The following is a 19,917-nucleotide window of genomic DNA, read 5'->3' as shown; positions in this document are numbered from 1 at the left end:
ACTCTTAAAGTGATTTCCCAATCATTACATGATATAAACATTAAGCCCCCATTATGAGGGGACTAATGATTTTCTTCTGTATAAGGTTCTTCTTCGTACGGCTTCAAGTCACCAAATACGGTCATGACGCCTTCGTCATCCAATGCCTCTTCATAGGCTTCGTGGGCTTTATTTGGATATACTTTGCTTGCTTTGCCCTCAATATCAGCAGCTGCGAATCCTTCATAGTCTTCGACATAATCTTCATCTTCTGATTGTGTATACACATCATCGTATGTCAATGGAGGAATTTCCATATCGGACGGAGTATCAGAGTTTCCGTAGCGTTCTACGTCTTGATATGCATCCTCTCCATCATAGGCTACACTTTCTTCATTTTCGAATTGCCCTGATGGCGGACTTAATAAATCCTCTTCAATCGGACGGTTTTGTGAAACGGTTTGTTCTTTTGAATGCTCTGTGCATGTGACGGCACTAGGTAAGGCCTCTAAGCGTTCCTTTGGGATAGGGGATTTACAGACCTTGCATAGCCCATAAGAGCCGTCTGTGATGGCTTGAAGTGCTTCATTAACGTCTAACAGATGTTCATGTTCCAAACTGTTTAACGCAATATCTTTCCCGCGTTCGAACAGCTCTGTCCCTTGATCACCTGGGTGATTATCATAGGCTGACAGGTCTCCGACCGAATCATAAGGAAATGATACTTTTTGTTCATCGTCATGGCTTTTGGCTTCGAGTTCGTGCTTTTCATCGAGAAGTCGCTGCTTCAAATGATGTAATTCGTCTTTAGACAACAAAGCGATCATCCTTTCATATTAAACATAATATTAGTATGAGCAATTTTGTCTGTAAGACTAGTTCCAAATTGAAGCAATTCCTCATGAAAAAACGCCTGCGGCTGCAGGCGTTCTTTGTTACGCGATATAGTATTGTAAGATCAAAGCGATTGTCAGCAGGAAACCGAAAAATGTATTGGTTTGAGCTGTAGATTTCATGGCATTCATTAATTCAATTGGTTTTTCTTTTTGCTTAAATTCTTTGATAGCTGTATATGCTTTTGGGACACTGAGTAAAACAAGAAGACTCCAAAGGCCGACAATATCTGTGAAGATATAAACAAAAATAAGTACATAAGAGATCAAAAACATGGAAAGTAAAATGTTCACAGCAGCCTTTCGCCCAGCAAGAATAGCAAGTGTTTTTCGTCCATTTTCTTTATCGCCGTCTAAATCGCGGATATTGTTCGATAGTAAGATGGCACCAACTAAAATAGAAATTGGTAATGAGACGAGAACAGCTTTAGACGTCAGTGTGCCTGTTTGAATATAGAAACTGATCAGGATGATTCCTAGTCCCATAAAAGCACCTGACACAACTTCTCCAAACGGTGTATATGCAATAGGAACAGGACCGCCTGTATAGAAATAGCCTGCTGCCATACATATGAGTCCTATCAGTGCAATCCACCAGCTAGACATCATGCAAATGTACACCCCTAGTAGTAAAGAAAGCGCAAATAGTGCATAAGCAAGGCTGAGAACGGTTTTAGGTTTCACACCATTTCTGACAATGGCGCCGCCGATGCCGACAGATTTCTCGTTGTCCAATCCGCGAACATAATCAAAGTACTCATTAAACATGTTCGTTGCGATTTGGATAAACATAGATGCAAACAGCATAGCTAAAAATAGCCCAACATGTATTTGACCACTTGGAAGTGCGAGAACAGTTCCTAAAGTAACGGGAATAAATGCTGCTGTTAATGTATGCGGTCGTAGTAAATTCCACCAAATCCGCCAGTTCTTATCAGGCTTAATCGGTGAAAGCTGATCTGATATCGATTGATGCTGCATAAAATATACTCCTTTAAATAAAAAAATACGTGCACGTCCAAATTCCAGTTTAGCAAAGTTCAAAAAGGTGTCAATATATTGATGCGATGAAACCTGAAAAAGATGTTTGCTAATCGTTGCCATATCGAGAGAAAGCTTGATCTTAGAACAAGATTTTCCATTTTTCTTATAGATGCTCTCGTTTCAAGAAGCAGGAGCGAAAAAATCTAGAAAGCGTGATATAATAAGGATTCGAGGTTTAAAAAGCTGTTTTCTTTACTAAGTTCATCTGTTAAGGTTTATAATAGAAAAGCAGGTCATTCGACATACTCGAATGTTCACGTATTTGTTCATTATGGTTTTATTTTTTTATGTTATTTCATGGATTTTGGAGGAATGTATCATGGTGACAACAGTGCAAAGTACTTTCCGGCAGGAAGCGCTTGCGACATTAGAAGAAGCGAATAACGTCAACCATGCTGTTTTGATAAGCTACTCCAGAAGAGTTGACGATCTGGATCCTCTTGCCTTTTTCCAAAGCGGCGAAGCGGATTTTTTAGGCGAGCGGTTTTTTTGGTCTGATCCAGAAAGCCAAATGATATTTTCTGGACTTGGCAGAGCGGCCGTTATTAAATCATCTGAGCAAGGCAAGGAACGATTTGATACAGTCCATCAAGAATGGGAACAGCTGAAGCAGCACATGTTCCATTTTCATGATGAGAAGGAGTTAAGGCAAGCGGCTGTTGGTCCGCTTTTATTTGGAGGATTCTCATTTGATCCGTATGAAGAGAAGGCGCGTCACTGGGAAGCTTTTGGCGAGGCTCATTTTTTTGTGCCATCGATGATGCTCACTGTCTCGAAAGAAGGCACGTTTCTGACGATCAATGAATGGAAGCAGGTGGACGGTAATGTTCATCAGCTCATTCAAGAATTAGAACAAAAAGCCTCTCATTACGCAACATTACCGCTCAGACATGGTGGACAAGCTGAACTTGTTCATATGGAAGAACGAGATGTGAAGGAATGGATGAAGGCGATCCAAGAAGCGACAGACCACATTCGTGCAAACGAATATGAAAAGGTTGTTTTAGCAAGAGAAGTCTTGCTTCACTATAAAAATCAAATTGAACTCGCTCCACTGTTATCAGAATTATTAAAGCATCAAACAACGAGTTATGTATTTGCGGTTGAACAGGGGAAACAAGCATTTGTCGGAGCTACGCCGGAACGCTTAGTGAAAAAAAGCGGCGGAGAGGTCTTTTCATCTTGTTTAGCAGGTTCGATTGTTCGTGGAAAAGATGAAGCGGAAGATCGAGCATTAGGCGAGGAACTGCTGCATGATGAAAAGAATTTGATTGAACATCAAATTGTTGTCAATATGATTGAGCAAGCATTTGAGGCTAATTGCCTTCGCGTGCATAAACCAAATCAACCTAGTCTTTATAAAACAAAAAACATTCAGCATTTGTTTACACCGATTGTAGGAGAAATTAAAAGCAGCTGTTCTCTCTTTTCATTAATTGAACAGCTCCATCCGACGCCAGCATTAGGCGGATATCCGAAGGAAAAGGCGGTTGAGGTCATTCGTGAAATCGAACCGTTGAAACGTGGCTGGTACGCAGCGCCGGTAGGGTGGATTGACTCTCAGGATAATGGAGAATTTGCTGTCGCCATTCGGTCAGGTCTTATTGAGGAAGACTATGTTCGTTTGTTCGCTGGCTGCGGCATTGTAGAGGATTCCCTTGCAAAGCAGGAGTACGAGGAAACGCAAGTGAAATTAAGACCAATGCTATCTGCCCTTGGAGGTCGTCCTATTGAATAATCAAATCATGACAACATATATTGGCAGATTGATGGATGAATTTGTCCAAGGTGGCGTACAAGAGGCAGTTGTCTGTCCAGGTTCTCGTTCGACCCCGCTTGCAATGCTGGCTCTAGCCCACCAAGACATCAATGTCCATGTATTAGTGGATGAACGGTCTGCTGCTTTTTATGCGCTTGGTCTTGCAAAAGCAAGTCAAACACCAGTGCTGCTTATTTGTACGTCAGGTACAGCAGCAGCTAACTTTTACCCAGCCATTGTAGAGGCACATTATTCCCGTGTCCCACTTATTGTTTTAACTGCTGATCGGCCGCACGAATTGAGGGAAGTTGGAGCACCTCAAGCGATTGATCAGCAATTCTTATTCGGTAAGTTTGTTAAATGGTTCACAGACTTAGCATTGCCAGAAGAAAGTCAGACGATGTTACGCTATGTTCAGACGGCTGCGGCAAGAGCAAATCATATGTCGATGCAAGAGCCGAAGGGACCTGTACAAATCAATGTCCCTCTGAGAGAACCATTGCTTCCTGATTTGTCTATTGATCCTTTCGAGCGAGAAGAAACAGACCTGAAAAAGGTATTAGCTACAGGACAGGCTTTCCCAAATGATGATGCGATATCTGAAATTGTGACGGTTATGAACCGTTCCAAAAAGGGACTTATTGTGTGTGGCGAGCTTCATACGGAGGAAGAGATAGAGGCAGTATTACGTCTTTCAAAAGCCTTGCATATGCCGATTTTAGCGGACCCGCTTTCTCATTTACGAAATGGTCATGAGCATGCAGATCTTATTATTGATGCGTATGATTCTTTATTGAAAGATGAAGCATTGCAGCTGCACCTATTGCCGGATATGGTCATTCGTTTTGGACCAATGCCTGTGTCTAAGCCTTTATTCAAGTGGCTGGAAAAACATGCGGAAGTGAATCAGATTGTTGTTGATGCTGCCGGAGGTTTTCGAGATCCTGGGCTGAGTGCTTCATATGTCTTTGAAAGTGATGTGGCAGCTTTTGTAGATGAAGTAGTCAATAGATCGGATCAACGTGAGGATACAAGTTTTCTAAAGCGCTGGCAGGATGCAAATTCATCATTCAGAACGCATGCTTCCCATTATTCTGATGAGGATCTGTCATTTGAGGGGAATGTGTACCGTCAGCTTCAGCATCTTTTGCCGAAGGAGAGTGTCCTTTTTATCGGGAATAGTATGCCGATTCGTGATGTGGATACATTTTTTGAAGCGCAATCGAAGCCTTTTCGAATGATGGCGAATCGAGGAGCAAATGGTATTGATGGTGTTGTGTCTACAGCACTTGGCACGTATGCAGCTTTGAAACAGCCGGTCACCTTAGTGATTGGAGATTTATCATTTTACCATGATATGAATGGTCTCCTTGCAGCGAAGTTGATGGACATTCCACTGACGGTTGTGTTGTTAAACAATGATGGAGGAGGCATCTTTTCTTTCCTTCCACAGGCGTCTGAGGAACCGTATTATGAAAAACTCTTTGGTACACCGACTGGACTGAATTTTGAGTATGCTTCGAAGTTGTATGGGGGAACCTATTCGAAACCGTCAACGAAACAAGAATTACATGATGTCTACAAGGCGCATATAGAAGAGCCTGGACTTCATTTAATTGAAATTGAAACAGATCGGCATTCTCGTGTAAGCAAGCATCGTCAAATGATGGATGACATATTGGAAGAAGTGAAAAAAGAATGTCTTCTTTCATAATACGGATGCGTGATGGTGTGGCGTACGAGGTGGTGGATCAGAATCCATCAGGTGAGAATGCCACGCTATGCTTACACGGCTTCACTGGAAGCGCGGCTTCTTGGACATTCTTGAATGCTTATATGGGAAATACAAGATTGATTCAAGTCAGCCTGCTTGGACATGGCCGCACGGACTCACCAGAAAGTATAAGAAGATATGCGATGTCGCATCAGCTAGCAGATCTTGCAGAGATTTTAAACCAATTAAAGCTTCACAAAGTGAATATTCTCGGATATTCTATGGGAGGACGTATTGCTTTATCATTTGCCTCTCGTTATTCAGAGCGAGTCAACAAGTTGATTCTAGAGAGTACCTCTCCAGGGCTTCGCACGTTTAAAGAGCGGATGGCAAGACTCAAACATGATCATCAGCTGGCTCAGAAAATGAGACATGAAGGTTTAGTGAAGTTTGTGGATTTTTGGGAGAGTATTCCACTGTTTGCTTCTCAGAAAACTTTATCAGCTGACACGCAGGCTCAACTACGAGAGGAAAGGCTAAAAGCCAATCCACTTGGACTGGCTCGCAGCTTAGAAGGCATAGGAACAGGTTCGCAGCCCTCTGTTTGGAAGGGGTTAAAGCATATGAATTTACCTGTTTTGTTGATGTGCGGAGCGCTTGATGAAAAGTTCTGCAAGATCGCCACACGTATGCAGCAGGAGCTTGAAGGCAGTCAATTCATATTGGCTGAGCAGGCTGGGCATACAGTTCATGTGGAACAACCACATTTTTTTGGTAAAATAGTAAGTGAGTTTATTACGCAAGATTAGAGGAGGAACTATTGATGGCTATTGAATGGCAAACTGAGCGTCAATATGACGAAATTTTATATGAAACATGCAATGGAATTGCAAAGATCACGATTAATCGTCCACATGTACATAACGCGTTTACACCAAAGACTGTGAGTGAATTGATTGATGCATTTTCACGTGCTCGTGATAATTCGAATGTTGGTGTGATCGTACTTGCAGGTGCTGGCGGCAAAGCATTCTGTTCTGGTGGAGATCAAAAAGTACGCGGTCATGGCGGTTATGTAGGAGACGATCAAATTCCGCGTCTAAATGTACTCGACTTACAGCGTTTAATTCGTGTGATTCCAAAACCTGTTGTTGCGATGGTTGCTGGTTATGCAATCGGCGGCGGACACGTTCTTCATATTGTATGTGACCTGACAATTGCAGCAGATAATGCGATTTTTGGACAAACTGGTCCAAAAGTAGGCAGCTTTGATGCTGGTTATGGCTCAGGCTACCTTGCACGTATTGTTGGTCATAAGAAAGCGAGAGAAATCTGGTACTTATGCCGTCAATACAATGCACAAGAAGCGCTTGATATGGGACTTGTTAATACTGTTGTACCATTAGAGCAGCTTGAAGAGGAAACAGTGAAGTGGTGCGAGGAGATGCTAGAAAAGAGCCCGACTGCTTTACGATTCTTGAAGGCTGCATTTAATGCAGATACGGATGGATTAGCTGGAATTCAACAATTTGCAGGAGATGCGACACTTCTTTATTACACAACAGATGAAGCAAAAGAAGGACGCGATTCCTTTAAGGAAAAACGCAAGCCGGACTTCGGTCAGTTCCCGCGTTTCCCTTGATTCAATCATAGCGATGAAAAACAGCTTAGTGCATCAGACTAAGCTGTTTTCTTTTACAAAAAGGAGGTGTCATGATGAAGCAACCGAATTGGCTGCTGCACCGTGCTTATTTAACACCAGAAAGAGTCGCACTCATTTATCAGGATAAACAGTGGACATTTCGCGATTTAGCTGATGAAGTCAATGAGCTTTCAAATAGATTTGCACAAGCATCATTAAAAAAAGGGGAAACGGTCGGGCTTTTGATGAACAACCAGCCTCAAATGGTGATGCTTGTTCATGCTTGTTTTTCATTAGGATTCAAAATCGTGCTATTGAACAATAAGTTAACAAAAGCTGAAAGGCGCTATCAACTTGAAGATGCAAAAGCAGCCGCTTTATTTACTGAACCTGTTTATGCAAGTGATCATAAGGGTGATCTACCCGTTTATACAATGGAGACTTTACCAGAAGCAGGTCACGACAATGGAAAGAAAATCGAAAGCGAATTTGATTTGAATGAAACAGCAACGATCATGTATACGTCTGGCACAACAGGACAACCAAAAGGGGTCGAGCAAACGTTTGGTAATCATTTTTATAGTGCTGTTTCCTCTGCACTCAATATGGGCCTCAGAGAGGATGACCGCTGGCTTATTGCACTGCCTCTTTTTCATATTAGCGGGTTATCCGCTTTATTTAAGTCTGTGATTTATGGGATGACTGTCGTACTTCATCAAAAGTTTGATGTCGATGAAGTAAAGGGTTCGATTGAACAGCATCGTGTGACGATGATATCTGTTGTTCAAACGATGTTATCCCGTTTATTAAGCAGGCTGGAAGAATGTCCGTCTTCTTTGCGCTGTCTGTTATTAGGCGGAGGACCTGCGCCTTTTGCGATGCTTCAAGAAAGCAAAGAGAAAGGCTTCCCTGTGTTTCAATCGTACGGCATGACAGAAACCTGTTCACAAATTGTGACCCTTGCGCCTGAATTTAGTGTAGAGAAGCTTGGATCAGCGGGAAAACCCCTTTTTGGATGTGAGCTGAAAATTCAAGATGGTACATCCATTTGTCGTCCTTTTGAGCATGGCGAAATTATGGTGAAAGGGGCAAATGTCATGAAAGGGTACCTTTACCGCGAAGAGGCGACCGCGGCTGCTTTTGATCAAGGCTGGCTGAAAACGGGTGATATCGGCTATGTGGATGAGGAAGGATTTTTATTTGTGCTTGACCGCCGTTCAGATTTAATTATTTCTGGCGGTGAGAATATTTATCCTGCTGAAATTGAAGCGATCCTGTTAACACATCCGCATGTAAAGGAAGCCGGAGTGACGGGTATGTATGATGATAGATGGGGAGAGGTACCAGCTGCCTTTCTTGTCACAGACCATAAAATACCGGAGAACGAGCTCTATGCTTTATGTGAGTCGCATCTAGCAAAATATAAATGGCCTGCCGCTTTTCACTTTGTGGACCAGCTGCCAAGAAATGCGTCAAATAAATTGCAGAGGCACAGACTCAAGTCAAAGGGGTTTTTAGATGATTCAAATTGAACGAGTGATTTTATATCATGTCACGATGAAGCTCAAGCAGCCATTTACCACAAGTCTTGGGACCATCTCAGAGCGTGAGTTTATTATTGTCGAGGTAAAAGATCAAACGGGATTGACTGGATGGGGAGAGGTGTCAGCCTTTTCTTCTCCTTGGTATACAGAAGAAACCATTGAGACTTGTTACCATATGCTGAGAGCTTTTTTTATACCAAATGTGCTGACACGCACCTTTACACACCCTTCAGAAATACCAGACAGCCTGTACCAATTTAAAGGTAATAGGATGGCGAAAGCGGGAATTGAAGCGGCTGTTTGGGATATTTATGCGAAGCGTGAGAATAAGTCGTTACGAGATGTATTAGGCGGCACCAAGGATAGAATACCTTCTGGTGTTGTGGCGGGGTTAGGACCCATTGATGACATGCTGAAGCAAATACAGCAATTTGTGGACCAAGGTTATCAGCGGGTGAAGGTGAAAATTAAGCCGGGGCAGGATATCGGACTCCTTAAAAAAATTAGAGAGTCTTTCCCTCACCTTCCACTAATGGCGGATGCAAACTCTGCTTATGAATTAAAGGATATTAGCAAGCTCAAACAGCTCGATGACATTCGTTTATTAATGATTGAACAGCCATTAGCTGCAGATGATATCGTCGATCATCGCCATTTGCAAAAGCATTTAAAAACACCGATATGTTTGGATGAAAGTATTTGTTCCTTAGATGATGCTAGAAAAGCTGTAGAGCTTGGCAGCTGTCAAATTATTAATGTGAAGCCTTCACGAGTTGGAGGGCTGACAGAAGCCCTCAAAATCCATACATTCAGTAAGGAGCATCAAATTCCGTTATGGTGCGGAGGAATGATTGAAACAGGCATTTCCCGCGCGCAGAACGTGGCACTTGCTTCGCTTCCGCAATTTACAATTCCAGGTGATATTTCCGCTTCGTCAAAATATTGGGAGCAGGATATCATTTATCCTGAAATCAAGGTTGAAAATGGTTTTATTGAGGTGCCTCGTTCCCCAGGAATGGGCGTAGAAGTGGATTATCAAGCGCTTCGTTCCTTTTCAGATAAAATTGACGTCTTTACAAAACATGATTTTGTGATGTGAAAATGAAGTATTCACCTTTTGCATATCCAATAAAATCTATATATAGTGAGTGAAAGTTTTTCCTTCCTGTCTCAACTAAAAAGAAAGAGCGGTGACCCGCTCTTTCTTACTCTTCTACCAGTTCGCTGTCATAAGCAAGCTGTCCAATATAGTGATTCATTTCACTGGGCATGTCTGCTGCATGGCCATATTCATAATCCCAAAGGTTTAAAAAGGAGTGAGCAGCCTGATAAAATGCGGCTTCGTCCGCGTCGTGAATTTCATAAAAAAACGTTTGAAGCAGCCGATCGTGTTTCAATGCGAAGCGCCTCCTTAAATGAGACTTAAAGATCTTGTGGTTTAAACGTTTTACAATCCGTTTCTTCACTTTTTTCAGCCGTATTTCCTGTGTGGCTGACGACATAGATTGCATCTGCCCCACAGCGGTTTCCAGCATTCCAATAGGAACAGTTATTGACTTCACAAAGGATTTTTTGACTCATACAGATGACCTCCTTTTGAGTATGTCTTTCTTCTATAATGTAACCGAAATGAACCTCATCCATTCACGTTAATCTTCCTGGCGAATATAGCGCTTATCCTTCATAAACAATTTCCAGAAGAAATAGAACCCAGGGAATAAGATGATAAAACCTACAATATACGTGATAAATAATGCTCTAAATGTCACAGGGTCTGTAAATCCAGACATGATTGTAATATCCGGATAGGCCATATAAGGCAAATGGGCACGTCCGTACACATAGCTTGCTAAAAAATATTGAATGGTAATCGCAATGACAGCTAAACGAGGCCGGCCTTTTCTATGCTTAAACCGACTATTTGGTAAAAATAGAGCCAGCCCTGCTAGCAAAAACATCAGGAGTGATACAAGAAGAATAGGGATGTTCTGCATCATTTTTGTGAACAGCCAATTTGCCTCGCTTCTTAATGTCAGCATGATGAAAAAGGCCATCATGAGTGAAAGCGGACCCGTAATGAGCGCTCCTCTTCTATAAATGCTGTAAGCTTCATCTTCATCAGCCACATTCGAGAAATCAGCTAAAAGCAATGACGAAAGAAAAAGGGTGCTGAAAATGGCAAAGCCGACAAAAGAATAGACATTTGCACTCGTAAAGACCAGTCCAAGATCTAATGAGTAGTTGTTGTTCTCCTCAAAGATAAATCCACCATGAGTAATCGGAAGAACCATGATCAGGATCGATGGAATGATAAAGCCGCTAATCCCTGAAATGTAAGTCACTGCTTTTCTGTATTTTTTAGGAAGAGAATGAGAAAACACGAGAAACCCGCTTCGCAGTGCAAGAAGCAATAATATAATGCTGCCGGGTATTAATAAAACAGTACCAAGGACAAAGGTCGCACCTGGAAACATACTAAACAATGCGACAACAATTGCCACAATGAATACGTTAGTTACTTCCCATGTTGGAGAAAGGTACTTATTTGCGATATTAGCGGCCTTTGTTTGTTCTTTATTCATATAAATCATGGACCAAAATCCTGCGCCGAAATCCATTGATGCCATCACTGCATAGATAAAAACGAACCCCCATAAGATGGTGATTGCAATGAGTGCATCAGTTGTCACATCCATTTGCATCTTGATCGCTCCTTTTTAAGATTCTGTTAACCGTAGGTCTTCTTCAATCGAATGTTTTCTAAAGTAGTACGTCAGCACAATCACAGTTGCTATGCCTAAGATGAGATAGACAATGGCAAAAAGGATAAAGAGCGTACCGATCGAGCCTGATGATGTGACGACCTCTGAGGTTTTGAGCATTCGATAAATGACCCATGGCTGACGGCCTGTACATGCAAAGATCCAGCCGAACTCAATGGCCAAAAGACTAAGGGGCCCGCCGAATAAGTAAAGAAAAAGGAGCCACTTCGGATAATGCTCGCGTTTTAAAATTTTACGGTAAAGCAGTGCTAACACCGCAAACAAAATGAGAACTGAGCCAATAATGACCATGCCGTTAAATAACGTGTGAATAAATAAAGGCGGCCACTCGTCACGAGGGAAATCATTTAATCCTTTGACCACCGTATCAAAGCTATTTCCTGCCAGAAAGCTAAGCGCCCAAGGGATTTCAATTGCTCCTTTAATTTCCTTTGAATCAGCATCAGTAAAACCACCTATTGCGAGCGGTGCATGTGATTGTGTTTCAAATAAACCTTCAGCACCAGCTAATTTTTCTGGCTGATATTCATACAGAAGCTGAGCAGACTCATGACCATTTATGGCCGTAAGAAATGAGAAGAGGCCGCCTACAATAAGTCCAAGAAAAAGGGCTTTTCGATGAAACGTATAGAGTTTCTCATTCTTTCTTGTTTTAAGCATTTTAAAAGCTGCCACTGATGCAATCACAAAAGCACCTGTTGTAAAAGCAGACAGCACGACATGTGTCGCAGTTACGACAAAGCTTGGATTGAAAAAGGCCTTCCAGGGCTCGATATTCGTAATTTCTCCATTGACCATTTGAAAGCCAGCAGGAGTACCTTCAAACGCATGTACGTTTGTGATCAGAATCGCTGAAGCGGCTGCACCAATCACGACAAAAATAACAGTAATGATGCGCATAGCAGGTGATAGGCGATCCGCTGCGTACACATAAATAGACATAAATAATGCTTCAATAAAGAACGCATAAATTTCAATCTGAAATGGCAGTGACATGACCTTTCCGATGACCTCCATAAAACCTGGCCATAGAAGAGCGAGCTGGGTACCAGCAATCGTGCCTGTTGGAATGGCGACACCTAACAAGACAGCCTGCGCTTTCGTCCACCGTTTCGCCATGACAGCATAGTGAGGGTCCTTCGTTTTTTGGAAGATGAGTTCAGCTAACAAAATCATTAGCGGGATGCCGACACCAAGCGAGGCATAAATAATGTGAAAGCCCATGGTTGTGCCGAACAGGCTTCTAGCTAAAACGAGATCAGTCAATTTTTTTCTCCGCCTTTCTTATCGCTTCTCTTTTTCATGATGTTATTATTCTCCACCATTTTTAGATTATTCTTCCTGACTAAGAAAGCTTGATTTTTGACAAGTTGTAAGAGAGGGAGTAGAATATAAATATAAAACGTAATAATTACGTTTTGATAACGAAAGGAGTTTTGACATTGAAAAGAGATATTCATCCAACCTCACATGAAGTTGTATTTATGGACGTAAACAGCGGTTACCGCTTTTTGAGTAAATCGACAAAGTCATCCAATGAGACAGTAGAATGGGAAGATGGGAAAACGTATCCTGTCATTAAAGTAGAAACAAGCTCTGATACGCATCCTTTTTATACAGGACGCCAAAAGTTCGGAGAAAAAGGCGGAAGAGCCGAGTTGTTTAAGAAAAAGTATCAAATGTAATATAAAAAGCACACCCTACAATGGTGTGCTTTTTTTACAGCAAAAAACCCCGAATAATCATCCGGGATTTTAACAATTAATCATTTAAAGCGGTTTTTAAGGTCTTTAGATTTTGTTTCATTAAGCTGACGTAGCTTTCTCCATTTTTGGCATCATCTTCAGTAATAGATTCTAGATTTTTAAGTGTGAGGCTTTTTGCCCCAATTTCACTGCGGATCGTATCTGAGACTTTGCTGCTGACGTTGTTTTCAAAAATCACATATTGAATGTGATGCTTTTCAGCTTTTTGTACAATGCTTTCGAGCTGCTTTTGTGAAGGCTCTTCAGAAGCGGATAACCCTAATACACTGATTTGTTCAATGCCGTAGCGCTTTTCCCAATAACCGTAGGCTGCGTGGGAAACAAGGATTTCTTTATGTTTTGCTTTAGATAACGTTGTGTTGAACTCTTGATCTAGCGATTGCAAATCCTTTTTTAGTTTTTCATAGTTTTTTGTGTATTCGTCTTTATGATCTGGATCTAATGAAACGAGTGTATCTTTAATGTTTTTTGCCATTTGCTGTGCATAAACAGGGTCTAACCATGCATGAGGATCTTTATCTCCGTGATCGTGTCCATCATGGTCATGATCTTCCCCTTCATGATCGTGATCATGGTCTTCGCCTTCTTCATGTGAATGCTCTTCTTTTGTCGATAACAATTTGATGCCTTCGGCTGCTTTGACTGTTTTCACGCCTTGGTCTTTTAACGTAGAAGCGGTTTTGTCAGCGAATGCTTCAGCGCCTGTGCCGCTGTAGATGAAGGCGTCTCCTTCAGCCATTTCAACCATCGTTTTTGAACTTGGTTCAAAGCTGTGTGCATCTGCATTGGCAGGGTACACGCTTTGCGCATGAACATGAGAACCACCAATTTTTTCAGTGAAATCTTGAATCGGGAAAATTGTGGTGTAAACGGTTAGTTTTCCGTCTGCTTTCCCTTTTGAAGCATTTGTCCCCGCACTGCTTGAGCAAGCGGCAAGACCGATCGCAAATAAAGCAGCTGTTAACATATAAAAGATTTTTTTCATGTGAAAAATGTCTCCTCTCAATCTATTAGATAGAAATGATTACGATTTAATGTCCTGAGTTATTGTATCGTAATAATTACGATTTGAAAAGAGGAAAATAAAAAATTTTCAACAGCAGATGTTTCCTTTTAAAAAAATGCGCTGCAAAACGTGACGAAATTTCTCACATTGTGCTATATTTATTTTTAAAAAAAGATAAAGGAATGGACAACGTATGAAACTTTTAGAAGAAATCATCGAATATAATCAACAATTTATTGAAGAAAAGAAATACGAAGAATTTACAACAACGAAGTTTCCACAGAAAAAATCTGTCATTCTGTCATGTATGGATACAAGACTTGTCGAGTTGCTTCCACGTGCAATGAACATGAGAAATGGAGATATCAAGATCGTTAAAAGTGCTGGTGCTCTTGTGTCTCATCCATTTGGAAGTATTATGCGAAGCATTTTAGTGGCTGTTTATGAATTAAATGCTGACGAGGTTTATGTCATTGGGCATCATGATTGCGGTATGAGCAAAATAGACAGCCAAACACTTTTAAACAAAGCCATTGAGCGTGGTATCCCAGAAAAACGTATTGAAGTACTGGAATACTCAGGAATCGATTTTAAACAGTGGCTCAAAAGCTTTAGTTCGGTTGAAGAGAGCGTGAAGGACAGTGTGTCCGTTGTCAAAAATCACCCGCTTCTCCCATCAAATGTGCCTGTGCACGGTCTTGTCATTGATCCAGGAACTGGCAAGCTTGACGTAGTCGTCAACGGATATGAAGAAAAATAATTTATTTTTCCTTTTTCGGCGGGACAGGATCGATGCCGCCAGGATGGAGCGGATGACATTTTAAAATCCGTTTGATGGTGAGCCAGCCGCCTTTTAAAGCGCCATGCGTTTTGATCGCTTCTAGCCCGTAGTTTGAGCATGTTGGGTAAAACCGGCAGCTAGGCGGTGTAAGAGGGGAAATACACTTTTGATAAAAGCGTATGATGCCGATAAAAATTTGTTTCATAGAAGTTCCTCCTTGTCTGTCTTCCACAGTATAAGAAAAAAGGACAAGGAAGGAAAGTTTTATAAACTAAACTGGTCGGAGAAATATGTTATAATATAGGAAATTGCAATTATAGGAGTGGTGATTATGCCTTCAGTTGAAAGCTTTGAACTTGATCATAATGCTGTAAAAGCGCCATACGTTCGTCATTGTGGCGTTCATAAAGTGGGATCAGATGGAGAAGTCAATAAATTTGATATTCGTTTTTGTCAGCCAAACAAACAAGCAATGAAACCTGATACGATTCATACATTAGAGCATTTACTTGCGTTTAACATTAGAACACACTCAGAGAAATACGACCATTTTGATATCATTGATATTTCTCCAATGGGCTGCCAGACAGGCTACTATTTAGTGGTCAGTGGTGCACCAACTCCAAAAGAAATCGTTGAACTTCTTGATGCAACATTCAAGGATGCAGTTGAGGTAACAGAGATTCCTGCTGCAAACGAAGAGCAATGCGGTCAAGCGAAGCTTCATGACCTTGAAGGGGCAAAACGTTTGATGCGTTTCTGGCTTTCTCAAGATCAAGAAGAGCTTCTAAAAGTATTTGGTTAATCGATCATAAACCGGACATGATGATGTCCGGTTTTTTTGTATTCGATCATGAGATGTCAAAATAGGGGATATTTGTTAAAATGGACATGTCAGTAAAAGAAGGGGGAACTCGGGATGCGAAAAATGTTGGGAATGATATTGATGCTCTTGTTACTAAGTGCATGTGGGAACTCTGCAGCAAATAGTGGCAAAGGGGAGGTACCTGAGCTATTAGAAGTGAAGCTTACAGGACCTGAACAAGTGGAGAAAAATGAAAGCGTTATAGTAAAAGCAGCTGTCACATATGGTGATACGCCTGTTGATGATGCAGACGAAGTTCAATTTGAAGTGTGGAAAGATGGCGATAAGGATAACAGCAAGATGATTCAGCCAAAGAAAGAGAACAAAGGTGTATATGAATTGCATACAGCCTTTAAAAAAGATGGCCTTTATATCATACAAGTCCATGTGACAGCTAAACAGCAGCATAATATGCCAAAGACAAATATCCATGTAGGTGATGTGAAAAAAGAGAGTTCATCTACTGAAGAAGAAACCTCACATCATTAAGTGTCATTTTATTTCGGGTTAGGACGTTGGTTTGGTTCAGCATCCTGTGGTGAATCGACTTTATGCTTATATTCATAAGCCTTCGATGTTGTCCATAGTGATAAAAAGACAACGATTGAGATAATGATAAAGCTGATAATCCCAAGTAGCAGCATCTAACTCCCTCCTTATTTCCATATTAACATATATTTCATGCAGTCAAAATAGAAGAAATTCATGGCAGGTTTCAGTATAATAGGAAAAGGGTATTCTCATACTAAACGCAATTACATAAGGAGGAATAAACATGTCTGAAAAATTATTAAACGTCGTTAATAAACAAGTAGCTGATTGGACTGTGCTTTACGTAAAATTACATAACTATCACTGGTACGTAAAGGGAAAAGACTTCTTTACACTCCATGAGAAATTTGAGGAACTTTATACAGAAACAGCGACGTACATTGATGATTTGGCTGAGCGTATGCTTGCGTTAAATGGACAGCCTGTTGCGACAATGAAAGAATGCTTAGAAATTTCTAGCATTCAAGAAGCTGAAGGTAATGAATCAGCGGAGCAAATGGTGAAAAATCTATATGATGATTTCTCCAATATCGCTGAGGAATTAAAGCAAGGAATGGAGCTGGCTGGAGAAGTTGGCGATGAAACAACAGGTGATATGCTGCTTGCGATTCATCAATCTATTGAGAAACACAACTGGATGCTTAAAGCATTTTTAGGATAATACGTATGTGGAAGGAATGTCGATCATGAAGAGATCGACATTCCTTTTTTGTTGGAATCGGGACAGACAGCCCATTGAAATCATAGGGCTTTCAGCCGAAGAGAAAAGAGAAGGGAGGGGAGAAGATGTCTTCTATTGCAGGAATGATGAGTCAGCAAGTCGCGAGCATTCAAAAAACACTTAATATTAGTTTGTTGAATTCACAGCTTGCTACGAATACAGCACAAGCCATGGTCATGCTGGATCAAGTTCAGCAGCAGCCTCAAGCTGTTCAACCAAAGGATTCAGACGCTCGCTTTATTGATGTGAGAGTCTAAAGATGGAAGCCGCCGCACAAGGCGGCTTTTTTTCTTGTCATCACTCTCTCTGATTTAAAAGGCGACGCCTTTATTTTTTGTCGTCCAAGCTATTGCGAGGAGCTGGCATATACTATTGAGGTAAGGAGTTCCACTCTGAAAGGATGTTGATGCCAAGTGAGCAAAGATTTAGGCATCTTTTCGTTGTTTACAGTCAGTTTGTCAGCGATGGGCTTTCTGTTTGGTGGAGCAGGATATTTACTGATGATATTAGTAACACTCATGGCCATTGAATTAATTTGTTCAAGCCTAAGAGAATCTTTGACAGGACAGCTCACAATGAAACGTTTTTCTACACGGCTTGTTCGAAAGATTGTGACGGTCTCCTTAATATCCATGGCGCATTTCTTCGATGTCATGCTGAAGACAAATGGGATGATTAAGGATTTAGCGATCATCTTCTATATTATTTATGAATCTTACCAAATCGTCTCGACAGCCAATGCCCTCGGAATTCCCATTCCACAGTTGTTTATTGATGTGTTGGACATGTTAAAAAATAAATTGCGCAAAAAGCCGTAATTTCTTCATATCTGGTCATACTAAAGGAAAAAGGATGAATCAGATGACGAGACACACATATTATGTATCCGTACAGGATGGGTCGATATCTCAGCATAGAGATGCGGCGGCTTGGCAATTTCAAATAGAAGCAGACGATGATCAAATTTTGCAGCTGAGAGACTATTTCGATGAACAGTATATGACAGATTGGAAAGGCTTCTTTCGAGCGCATGTTCCGTATCTTGAATATCATTATGACAGTCCGAATGATGAAATGGATCGAAAAAGAAAAGAGATATACTCAATGATTTTCGAGCTCGGGAATGAAGAGACAAAGAACTTTATTGAAACAAATGGATTAATGAATTGAAAAAGCATGTAGAGATTTTCTACATGCTTTTATTTTCGCGGTTGTAAGATGCCTCCGATCAGATCACTAAGCCCGCCTCTATTCTCTTGCTGAGATGTCTGTGAATTAGTGAATTCATGGGAGGAGTTCTGGCTCTGAGGCTTATAACGGTTATCATCTAAACCAACCCGTAAGCCGGATGTACGCTCAGATGGCTGGATAATGACAATTTGGTCTTGTTCTTGGAACTCAAATAAGTAGGATTCACCAGATGTTTGTCCGATGAGGGTCTTCCAGTTCACATCTAATTTGACCTTCGGTGCTTTACCTGTCCAAGCGACGATGGCGTCAGGGTCTACACGGCAAGGGGCTTTTAAAATGAGCGGGTTTCCATTTGTTTTAATGGCGACCTGCGCCCCGTGGCCTTGATAGGAGAGCTTTGATGTAAACAGTCCTTTCTGTGATAAAATCCCTACGCCTACTGGTGTCACGCCGTAATGACATTCCTCAGTAAAGGCAAGTAAATCCTCACTTTCTACACTTACATGCTGCCAAGGACCGCTCGGCTCAAGGTTAATCACTGTCACGTGCTCGCTGGAATCAGCCAAATAACAAGTACCTTGTCCACTTACTTCCATCACCTCAAGGTTTTCACCTGTCAATTTTCTGCTGATATGGTTAAATACTTGACTGACCATATTTCCTTTGTTCGTACCGAGTAGTCGTTTGCGGTATTGAAACGTACCTTGATCGGCAATCATTGCGCCTTTTTTCGCAAAAAAGATTCCGCTGCCTTCTGCTTGTAAAGTGAGTTCTTCTATTGTGTTGAATTGAAATCCCATTGGTGCCGGCTCCTTTCCTGCGTCAAGATGTGAATCCATAGATGCGGCATAAATCATTTAAATCTAGCGTAGTTCCTTGTCCGGTGGCGATAATTTTCCATTCTTCCTCATCTCTTATGAGTTGGGCGCAAATGATGGAGGTACAATACGAATAATCTTCTGTTAATTGAAAGGTACAAATCTCTTGTTGTGATATTTGATCAGTCAGATGCACATAAGCGTTCGTCACTTGTCCAAAATGATGCTTGTGCTCGTGTGCATCATGTATCGTGGCTGTTACAACGATTTTATGAATATCAGGAGAGACTCTGCTTAATTGCATAATGATCATTTCATTGTCTCGATTTCCGCCGCCAACTTGATGATCACCAAGATGGCGAACAGCTCCGTCTAAGCTCTGCTGCTGATGATAATAGATCAGATGGCTTGGAGACAACAGTTTGTCCTCTTCATTTAAGAGAAACACTTGCGTATCTAAATCAATTGGCTGGCCAGCCAAATCCCAGCCAAGCCCGATTTGAATTTGGTCGATATTTGGATTGTCTTTAGTTAAATCTAGCTTTTGCCCTTTGATGAGGTGTTTCTTGATCACCTCATGAGGGGCGTCATCTTTTTCAATTTTACTGGGCGTAAGCGATTGATCTTTTTCTTGTTTTGACCCATTTGTTATCCTCATGCTGTTTTCCTCCTTGTCGTAATAGGACAAACACTAATTGATTTACGTCATCAAGGGATAAAAGGTTTCATGATTAAAATAGGGTGAAGTTGGGGATGATAAAAAGGTTTTAGCAACTAGACCTCATTTTAAATACAGACGAAATGAAACCACTCGTTTGTTTCACTTTTGATAAAAATTCTTCAGAGAAATGTGATCTGT

The 19,917-nt window shown here is 41.2% G+C and carries 25 protein-coding genes; 14 read left to right on the top strand and 11 right to left on the bottom strand.

What is annotated here, in order from left to right; translation table 11 throughout:
* Positions 1-62 precede the first annotated feature (62 nt).
* Both MHB79_RS13960 and MHB79_RS13955 read right to left on the bottom strand, forming a co-directional pair.
* The gene (locus MHB79_RS13960) at positions 63-797 is read right to left on the bottom strand and encodes a TraR/DksA C4-type zinc finger protein (RefSeq protein ID WP_340990006.1); all 735 of its coding nucleotides are present in this window, start codon (positions 795-797) and stop codon (positions 63-65) included.
* 117 nt (positions 798-914) lie between these two features.
* On the bottom strand, positions 915-1,853 hold the full coding sequence (locus MHB79_RS13955; RefSeq protein WP_003217744.1) for a 1,4-dihydroxy-2-naphthoate polyprenyltransferase: 939 nt from the start codon (positions 1,851-1,853) through the stop codon (positions 915-917).
* Positions 1,854-2,235: 382 nt separating this feature from the next.
* Between MHB79_RS13955 and MHB79_RS13950 the strand changes: the two genes are divergently transcribed.
* The 6 genes from MHB79_RS13950 (at position 2,236) to menC (ending at position 9,674) form a co-directional block, all read left to right on the top strand.
* Positions 2,236-3,654: an isochorismate synthase gene (locus MHB79_RS13950; protein WP_340990004.1), complete on the top strand. Its 1,419-nt coding sequence runs from the start codon at positions 2,236-2,238 to the stop codon at positions 3,652-3,654.
* Positions 3,647-5,389: a 2-succinyl-5-enolpyruvyl-6-hydroxy-3-cyclohexene-1-carboxylic-acid synthase gene (gene menD / locus MHB79_RS13945; RefSeq protein ID WP_340990002.1), complete on the top strand. Its 1,743-nt coding sequence runs from the start codon at positions 3,647-3,649 to the stop codon at positions 5,387-5,389. The genes MHB79_RS13950 and menD overlap by 8 nt, the downstream gene beginning before the upstream one ends.
* On the top strand, positions 5,374-6,198 hold the full coding sequence (gene menH, locus MHB79_RS13940; protein WP_106028993.1) for a 2-succinyl-6-hydroxy-2,4-cyclohexadiene-1-carboxylate synthase: 825 nt from the start codon (positions 5,374-5,376) through the stop codon (positions 6,196-6,198). The genes menD and menH overlap by 16 nt, the downstream gene beginning before the upstream one ends.
* 14 nt (positions 6,199-6,212) lie before the next feature.
* Complete coding sequence (menB, locus tag MHB79_RS13935; RefSeq protein WP_003217719.1) at positions 6,213-7,031, top strand: 1,4-dihydroxy-2-naphthoyl-CoA synthase; 819 nt, start codon at positions 6,213-6,215, stop codon at positions 7,029-7,031.
* Positions 7,032-7,102: 71 nt separating this feature from the next.
* The gene (locus MHB79_RS13930) at positions 7,103-8,563 is read left to right on the top strand and encodes an o-succinylbenzoate--CoA ligase (RefSeq protein WP_340989999.1); all 1,461 of its coding nucleotides are present in this window, start codon (positions 7,103-7,105) and stop codon (positions 8,561-8,563) included.
* On the top strand, positions 8,550-9,674 hold the full coding sequence (gene menC, locus MHB79_RS13925; RefSeq protein WP_050943486.1) for an o-succinylbenzoate synthase: 1,125 nt from the start codon (positions 8,550-8,552) through the stop codon (positions 9,672-9,674). Before MHB79_RS13930 ends, menC begins: the two co-directional genes overlap by 14 nt.
* Positions 9,675-9,780: 106 nt before the next feature.
* Here menC and MHB79_RS13920 read toward each other — a convergent pair whose 3' ends face one another.
* The 4 genes from MHB79_RS13920 to MHB79_RS13905 form a co-directional block, all read right to left on the bottom strand.
* Positions 9,781-9,972 carry a hypothetical protein gene (locus tag MHB79_RS13920; RefSeq protein WP_050943488.1) on the bottom strand — a complete coding sequence of 64 codons (192 nt, stop codon included), beginning with the start codon at positions 9,970-9,972 and terminating at the stop codon, positions 9,781-9,783.
* A 25-nt stretch (positions 9,973-9,997) separates the two neighbouring features.
* Positions 9,998-10,156 carry a DUF1540 domain-containing protein gene (locus MHB79_RS13915; RefSeq protein WP_008360682.1) on the bottom strand — a complete coding sequence of 53 codons (159 nt, stop codon included), beginning with the start codon at positions 10,154-10,156 and terminating at the stop codon, positions 9,998-10,000.
* A gap of 68 nt (positions 10,157-10,224) precedes the next feature.
* Positions 10,225-11,271 carry a cytochrome d ubiquinol oxidase subunit II gene (locus MHB79_RS13910; protein WP_170966031.1) on the bottom strand — a complete coding sequence of 349 codons (1,047 nt, stop codon included), beginning with the start codon at positions 11,269-11,271 and terminating at the stop codon, positions 10,225-10,227.
* A 21-nt stretch (positions 11,272-11,292) separates the two neighbouring features.
* Positions 11,293-12,624, bottom strand: a complete 1,332-nt coding sequence (locus tag MHB79_RS13905) for a cytochrome ubiquinol oxidase subunit I (RefSeq protein WP_003217550.1) — start codon at positions 12,622-12,624, stop codon at positions 11,293-11,295.
* A 176-nt stretch (positions 12,625-12,800) separates the two neighbouring features.
* On the opposite strand from MHB79_RS13905, the gene MHB79_RS13900 reads away from it, so the two are divergent.
* The gene (locus tag MHB79_RS13900; protein ID WP_003217579.1) at positions 12,801-13,043 is read left to right on the top strand and encodes a type B 50S ribosomal protein L31; all 243 of its coding nucleotides are present in this window, start codon (positions 12,801-12,803) and stop codon (positions 13,041-13,043) included.
* 76 nt (positions 13,044-13,119) lie between these two features.
* Here the strand turns inward: MHB79_RS13900 and MHB79_RS13895 are convergent, their stop codons facing one another.
* The gene (locus MHB79_RS13895; protein ID WP_003217657.1) at positions 13,120-14,109 is read right to left on the bottom strand and encodes a metal ABC transporter solute-binding protein, Zn/Mn family; all 990 of its coding nucleotides are present in this window, start codon (positions 14,107-14,109) and stop codon (positions 13,120-13,122) included.
* Between the two features lie 214 nt (positions 14,110-14,323).
* Between MHB79_RS13895 and MHB79_RS13890 the strand changes: the two genes are divergently transcribed.
* The gene (locus MHB79_RS13890; RefSeq protein ID WP_050943492.1) at positions 14,324-14,890 is read left to right on the top strand and encodes a beta-class carbonic anhydrase; all 567 of its coding nucleotides are present in this window, start codon (positions 14,324-14,326) and stop codon (positions 14,888-14,890) included.
* Between the two features lies 1 nt (position 14,891).
* Here the strand turns inward: MHB79_RS13890 and yidD are convergent, their stop codons facing one another.
* Positions 14,892-15,116: a membrane protein insertion efficiency factor YidD gene (yidD, locus tag MHB79_RS13885; RefSeq protein ID WP_003217666.1), complete on the bottom strand. Its 225-nt coding sequence runs from the start codon at positions 15,114-15,116 to the stop codon at positions 14,892-14,894.
* 126 nt (positions 15,117-15,242) lie between these two features.
* On the opposite strand from yidD, the gene MHB79_RS13880 reads away from it, so the two are divergent.
* Entirely contained in the window at positions 15,243-15,716 is a 474-nt protein-coding gene (locus tag MHB79_RS13880) for an S-ribosylhomocysteine lyase (protein WP_003217624.1), read from the top strand.
* Between the two features lie 114 nt (positions 15,717-15,830).
* Positions 15,831-16,265 carry a FixH family protein gene (locus tag MHB79_RS13875; protein WP_044142137.1) on the top strand — a complete coding sequence of 145 codons (435 nt, stop codon included), beginning with the start codon at positions 15,831-15,833 and terminating at the stop codon, positions 16,263-16,265.
* An 8-nt stretch (positions 16,266-16,273) separates the two neighbouring features.
* Here MHB79_RS13875 and ytzI read toward each other — a convergent pair whose 3' ends face one another.
* Positions 16,274-16,420 carry a YtzI protein gene (gene ytzI, locus MHB79_RS13870; RefSeq protein WP_003217544.1) on the bottom strand — a complete coding sequence of 49 codons (147 nt, stop codon included), beginning with the start codon at positions 16,418-16,420 and terminating at the stop codon, positions 16,274-16,276.
* Positions 16,421-16,551: 131 nt separating this feature from the next.
* Between ytzI and MHB79_RS13865 the strand changes: the two genes are divergently transcribed.
* From MHB79_RS13865 to MHB79_RS13850, 4 genes are all read left to right on the top strand, one after another.
* Positions 16,552-16,989 (top strand): Dps family protein, encoded by a 438-nt coding sequence (locus tag MHB79_RS13865; protein ID WP_003217576.1) that lies wholly within the window; start codon positions 16,552-16,554, stop codon positions 16,987-16,989.
* Between the two features lie 125 nt (positions 16,990-17,114).
* Entirely contained in the window at positions 17,115-17,306 is a 192-nt protein-coding gene (locus tag MHB79_RS13860; protein WP_003217712.1) for a hypothetical protein, read from the top strand.
* A 156-nt stretch (positions 17,307-17,462) separates the two neighbouring features.
* Positions 17,463-17,867, top strand: a complete 405-nt coding sequence (locus tag MHB79_RS13855) for a phage holin family protein (RefSeq protein ID WP_003217754.1) — start codon at positions 17,463-17,465, stop codon at positions 17,865-17,867.
* A 43-nt stretch (positions 17,868-17,910) separates the two neighbouring features.
* Positions 17,911-18,219: a hypothetical protein gene (locus MHB79_RS13850; RefSeq protein WP_003217683.1), complete on the top strand. Its 309-nt coding sequence runs from the start codon at positions 17,911-17,913 to the stop codon at positions 18,217-18,219.
* Positions 18,220-18,248: 29 nt separating this feature from the next.
* Here the strand turns inward: MHB79_RS13850 and MHB79_RS13845 are convergent, their stop codons facing one another.
* Together MHB79_RS13845 and MHB79_RS13840 are read right to left on the bottom strand one after the other, a co-directional pair.
* Positions 18,249-19,040 (bottom strand): AIM24 family protein, encoded by a 792-nt coding sequence (locus MHB79_RS13845; RefSeq protein WP_003217675.1) that lies wholly within the window; start codon positions 19,038-19,040, stop codon positions 18,249-18,251.
* A 22-nt stretch (positions 19,041-19,062) separates the two neighbouring features.
* Complete coding sequence (locus MHB79_RS13840; protein ID WP_284906010.1) at positions 19,063-19,716, bottom strand: TerD family protein; 654 nt, start codon at positions 19,714-19,716, stop codon at positions 19,063-19,065.
* Positions 19,717-19,917 lie beyond the last annotated feature (201 nt).

Origin of the sequence: Bacillus sp. FSL M7-0558 (assembly GCF_038003245.1) — a bacterium.
Classification (GTDB): domain Bacteria; phylum Bacillota; class Bacilli; order Bacillales; family Bacillaceae; genus Bacillus; species Bacillus pumilus.
The sequence above is the reverse complement of the archived record's forward strand: the minus strand, read 5'-3'. Positions and strand labels throughout refer to the sequence as shown.

Bases quoted from the DNA above. Each gene is read 5' to 3' on its own strand.
- MHB79_RS13840 (WP_284906010.1), bottom strand. From the start codon at position 19,716: ATGAGGATAACAAATGGGTCAAAACAAGAAAAAGATCAATCGCTTACG.
- MHB79_RS13915 (WP_008360682.1), bottom strand. From the start codon at position 10,156: ATGAGTCAAAAAATCCTTTGTGAAGTCAATAACTGTTCCTATTGGAAT.
- MHB79_RS13910 (WP_170966031.1), bottom strand. From the start codon at position 11,271: ATGGATGTGACAACTGATGCACTCATTGCAATCACCATCTTATGGGGG.
- menC (WP_050943486.1), top strand. From the start codon at position 8,550: ATGATTCAAATTGAACGAGTGATTTTATATCATGTCACGATGAAGCTC.
- MHB79_RS13845 (WP_003217675.1), bottom strand. From the start codon at position 19,040: ATGGGATTTCAATTCAACACAATAGAAGAACTCACTTTACAAGCAGAA.
- MHB79_RS13875 (WP_044142137.1), top strand. From the start codon at position 15,831: ATGCGAAAAATGTTGGGAATGATATTGATGCTCTTGTTACTAAGTGCA.
- MHB79_RS13850 (WP_003217683.1), top strand. From the start codon at position 17,911: ATGACGAGACACACATATTATGTATCCGTACAGGATGGGTCGATATCT.
- ytzI (WP_003217544.1), bottom strand. From the start codon at position 16,420: ATGCTGCTACTTGGGATTATCAGCTTTATCATTATCTCAATCGTTGTC.
- menH (WP_106028993.1), top strand. From the start codon at position 5,374: ATGTCTTCTTTCATAATACGGATGCGTGATGGTGTGGCGTACGAGGTG.
- menB (WP_003217719.1), top strand. From the start codon at position 6,213: ATGGCTATTGAATGGCAAACTGAGCGTCAATATGACGAAATTTTATAT.
- MHB79_RS13860 (WP_003217712.1), top strand. From the start codon at position 17,115: ATGTCTTCTATTGCAGGAATGATGAGTCAGCAAGTCGCGAGCATTCAA.
- MHB79_RS13890 (WP_050943492.1), top strand. From the start codon at position 14,324: ATGAAACTTTTAGAAGAAATCATCGAATATAATCAACAATTTATTGAA.
- MHB79_RS13955 (WP_003217744.1), bottom strand. From the start codon at position 1,853: ATGCAGCATCAATCGATATCAGATCAGCTTTCACCGATTAAGCCTGAT.
- MHB79_RS13895 (WP_003217657.1), bottom strand. From the start codon at position 14,109: ATGAAAAAAATCTTTTATATGTTAACAGCTGCTTTATTTGCGATCGGT.
- MHB79_RS13930 (WP_340989999.1), top strand. From the start codon at position 7,103: ATGATGAAGCAACCGAATTGGCTGCTGCACCGTGCTTATTTAACACCA.
- MHB79_RS13950 (WP_340990004.1), top strand. From the start codon at position 2,236: ATGGTGACAACAGTGCAAAGTACTTTCCGGCAGGAAGCGCTTGCGACA.
- MHB79_RS13880 (WP_003217624.1), top strand. From the start codon at position 15,243: ATGCCTTCAGTTGAAAGCTTTGAACTTGATCATAATGCTGTAAAAGCG.
- yidD (WP_003217666.1), bottom strand. From the start codon at position 15,116: ATGAAACAAATTTTTATCGGCATCATACGCTTTTATCAAAAGTGTATT.
- MHB79_RS13865 (WP_003217576.1), top strand. From the start codon at position 16,552: ATGTCTGAAAAATTATTAAACGTCGTTAATAAACAAGTAGCTGATTGG.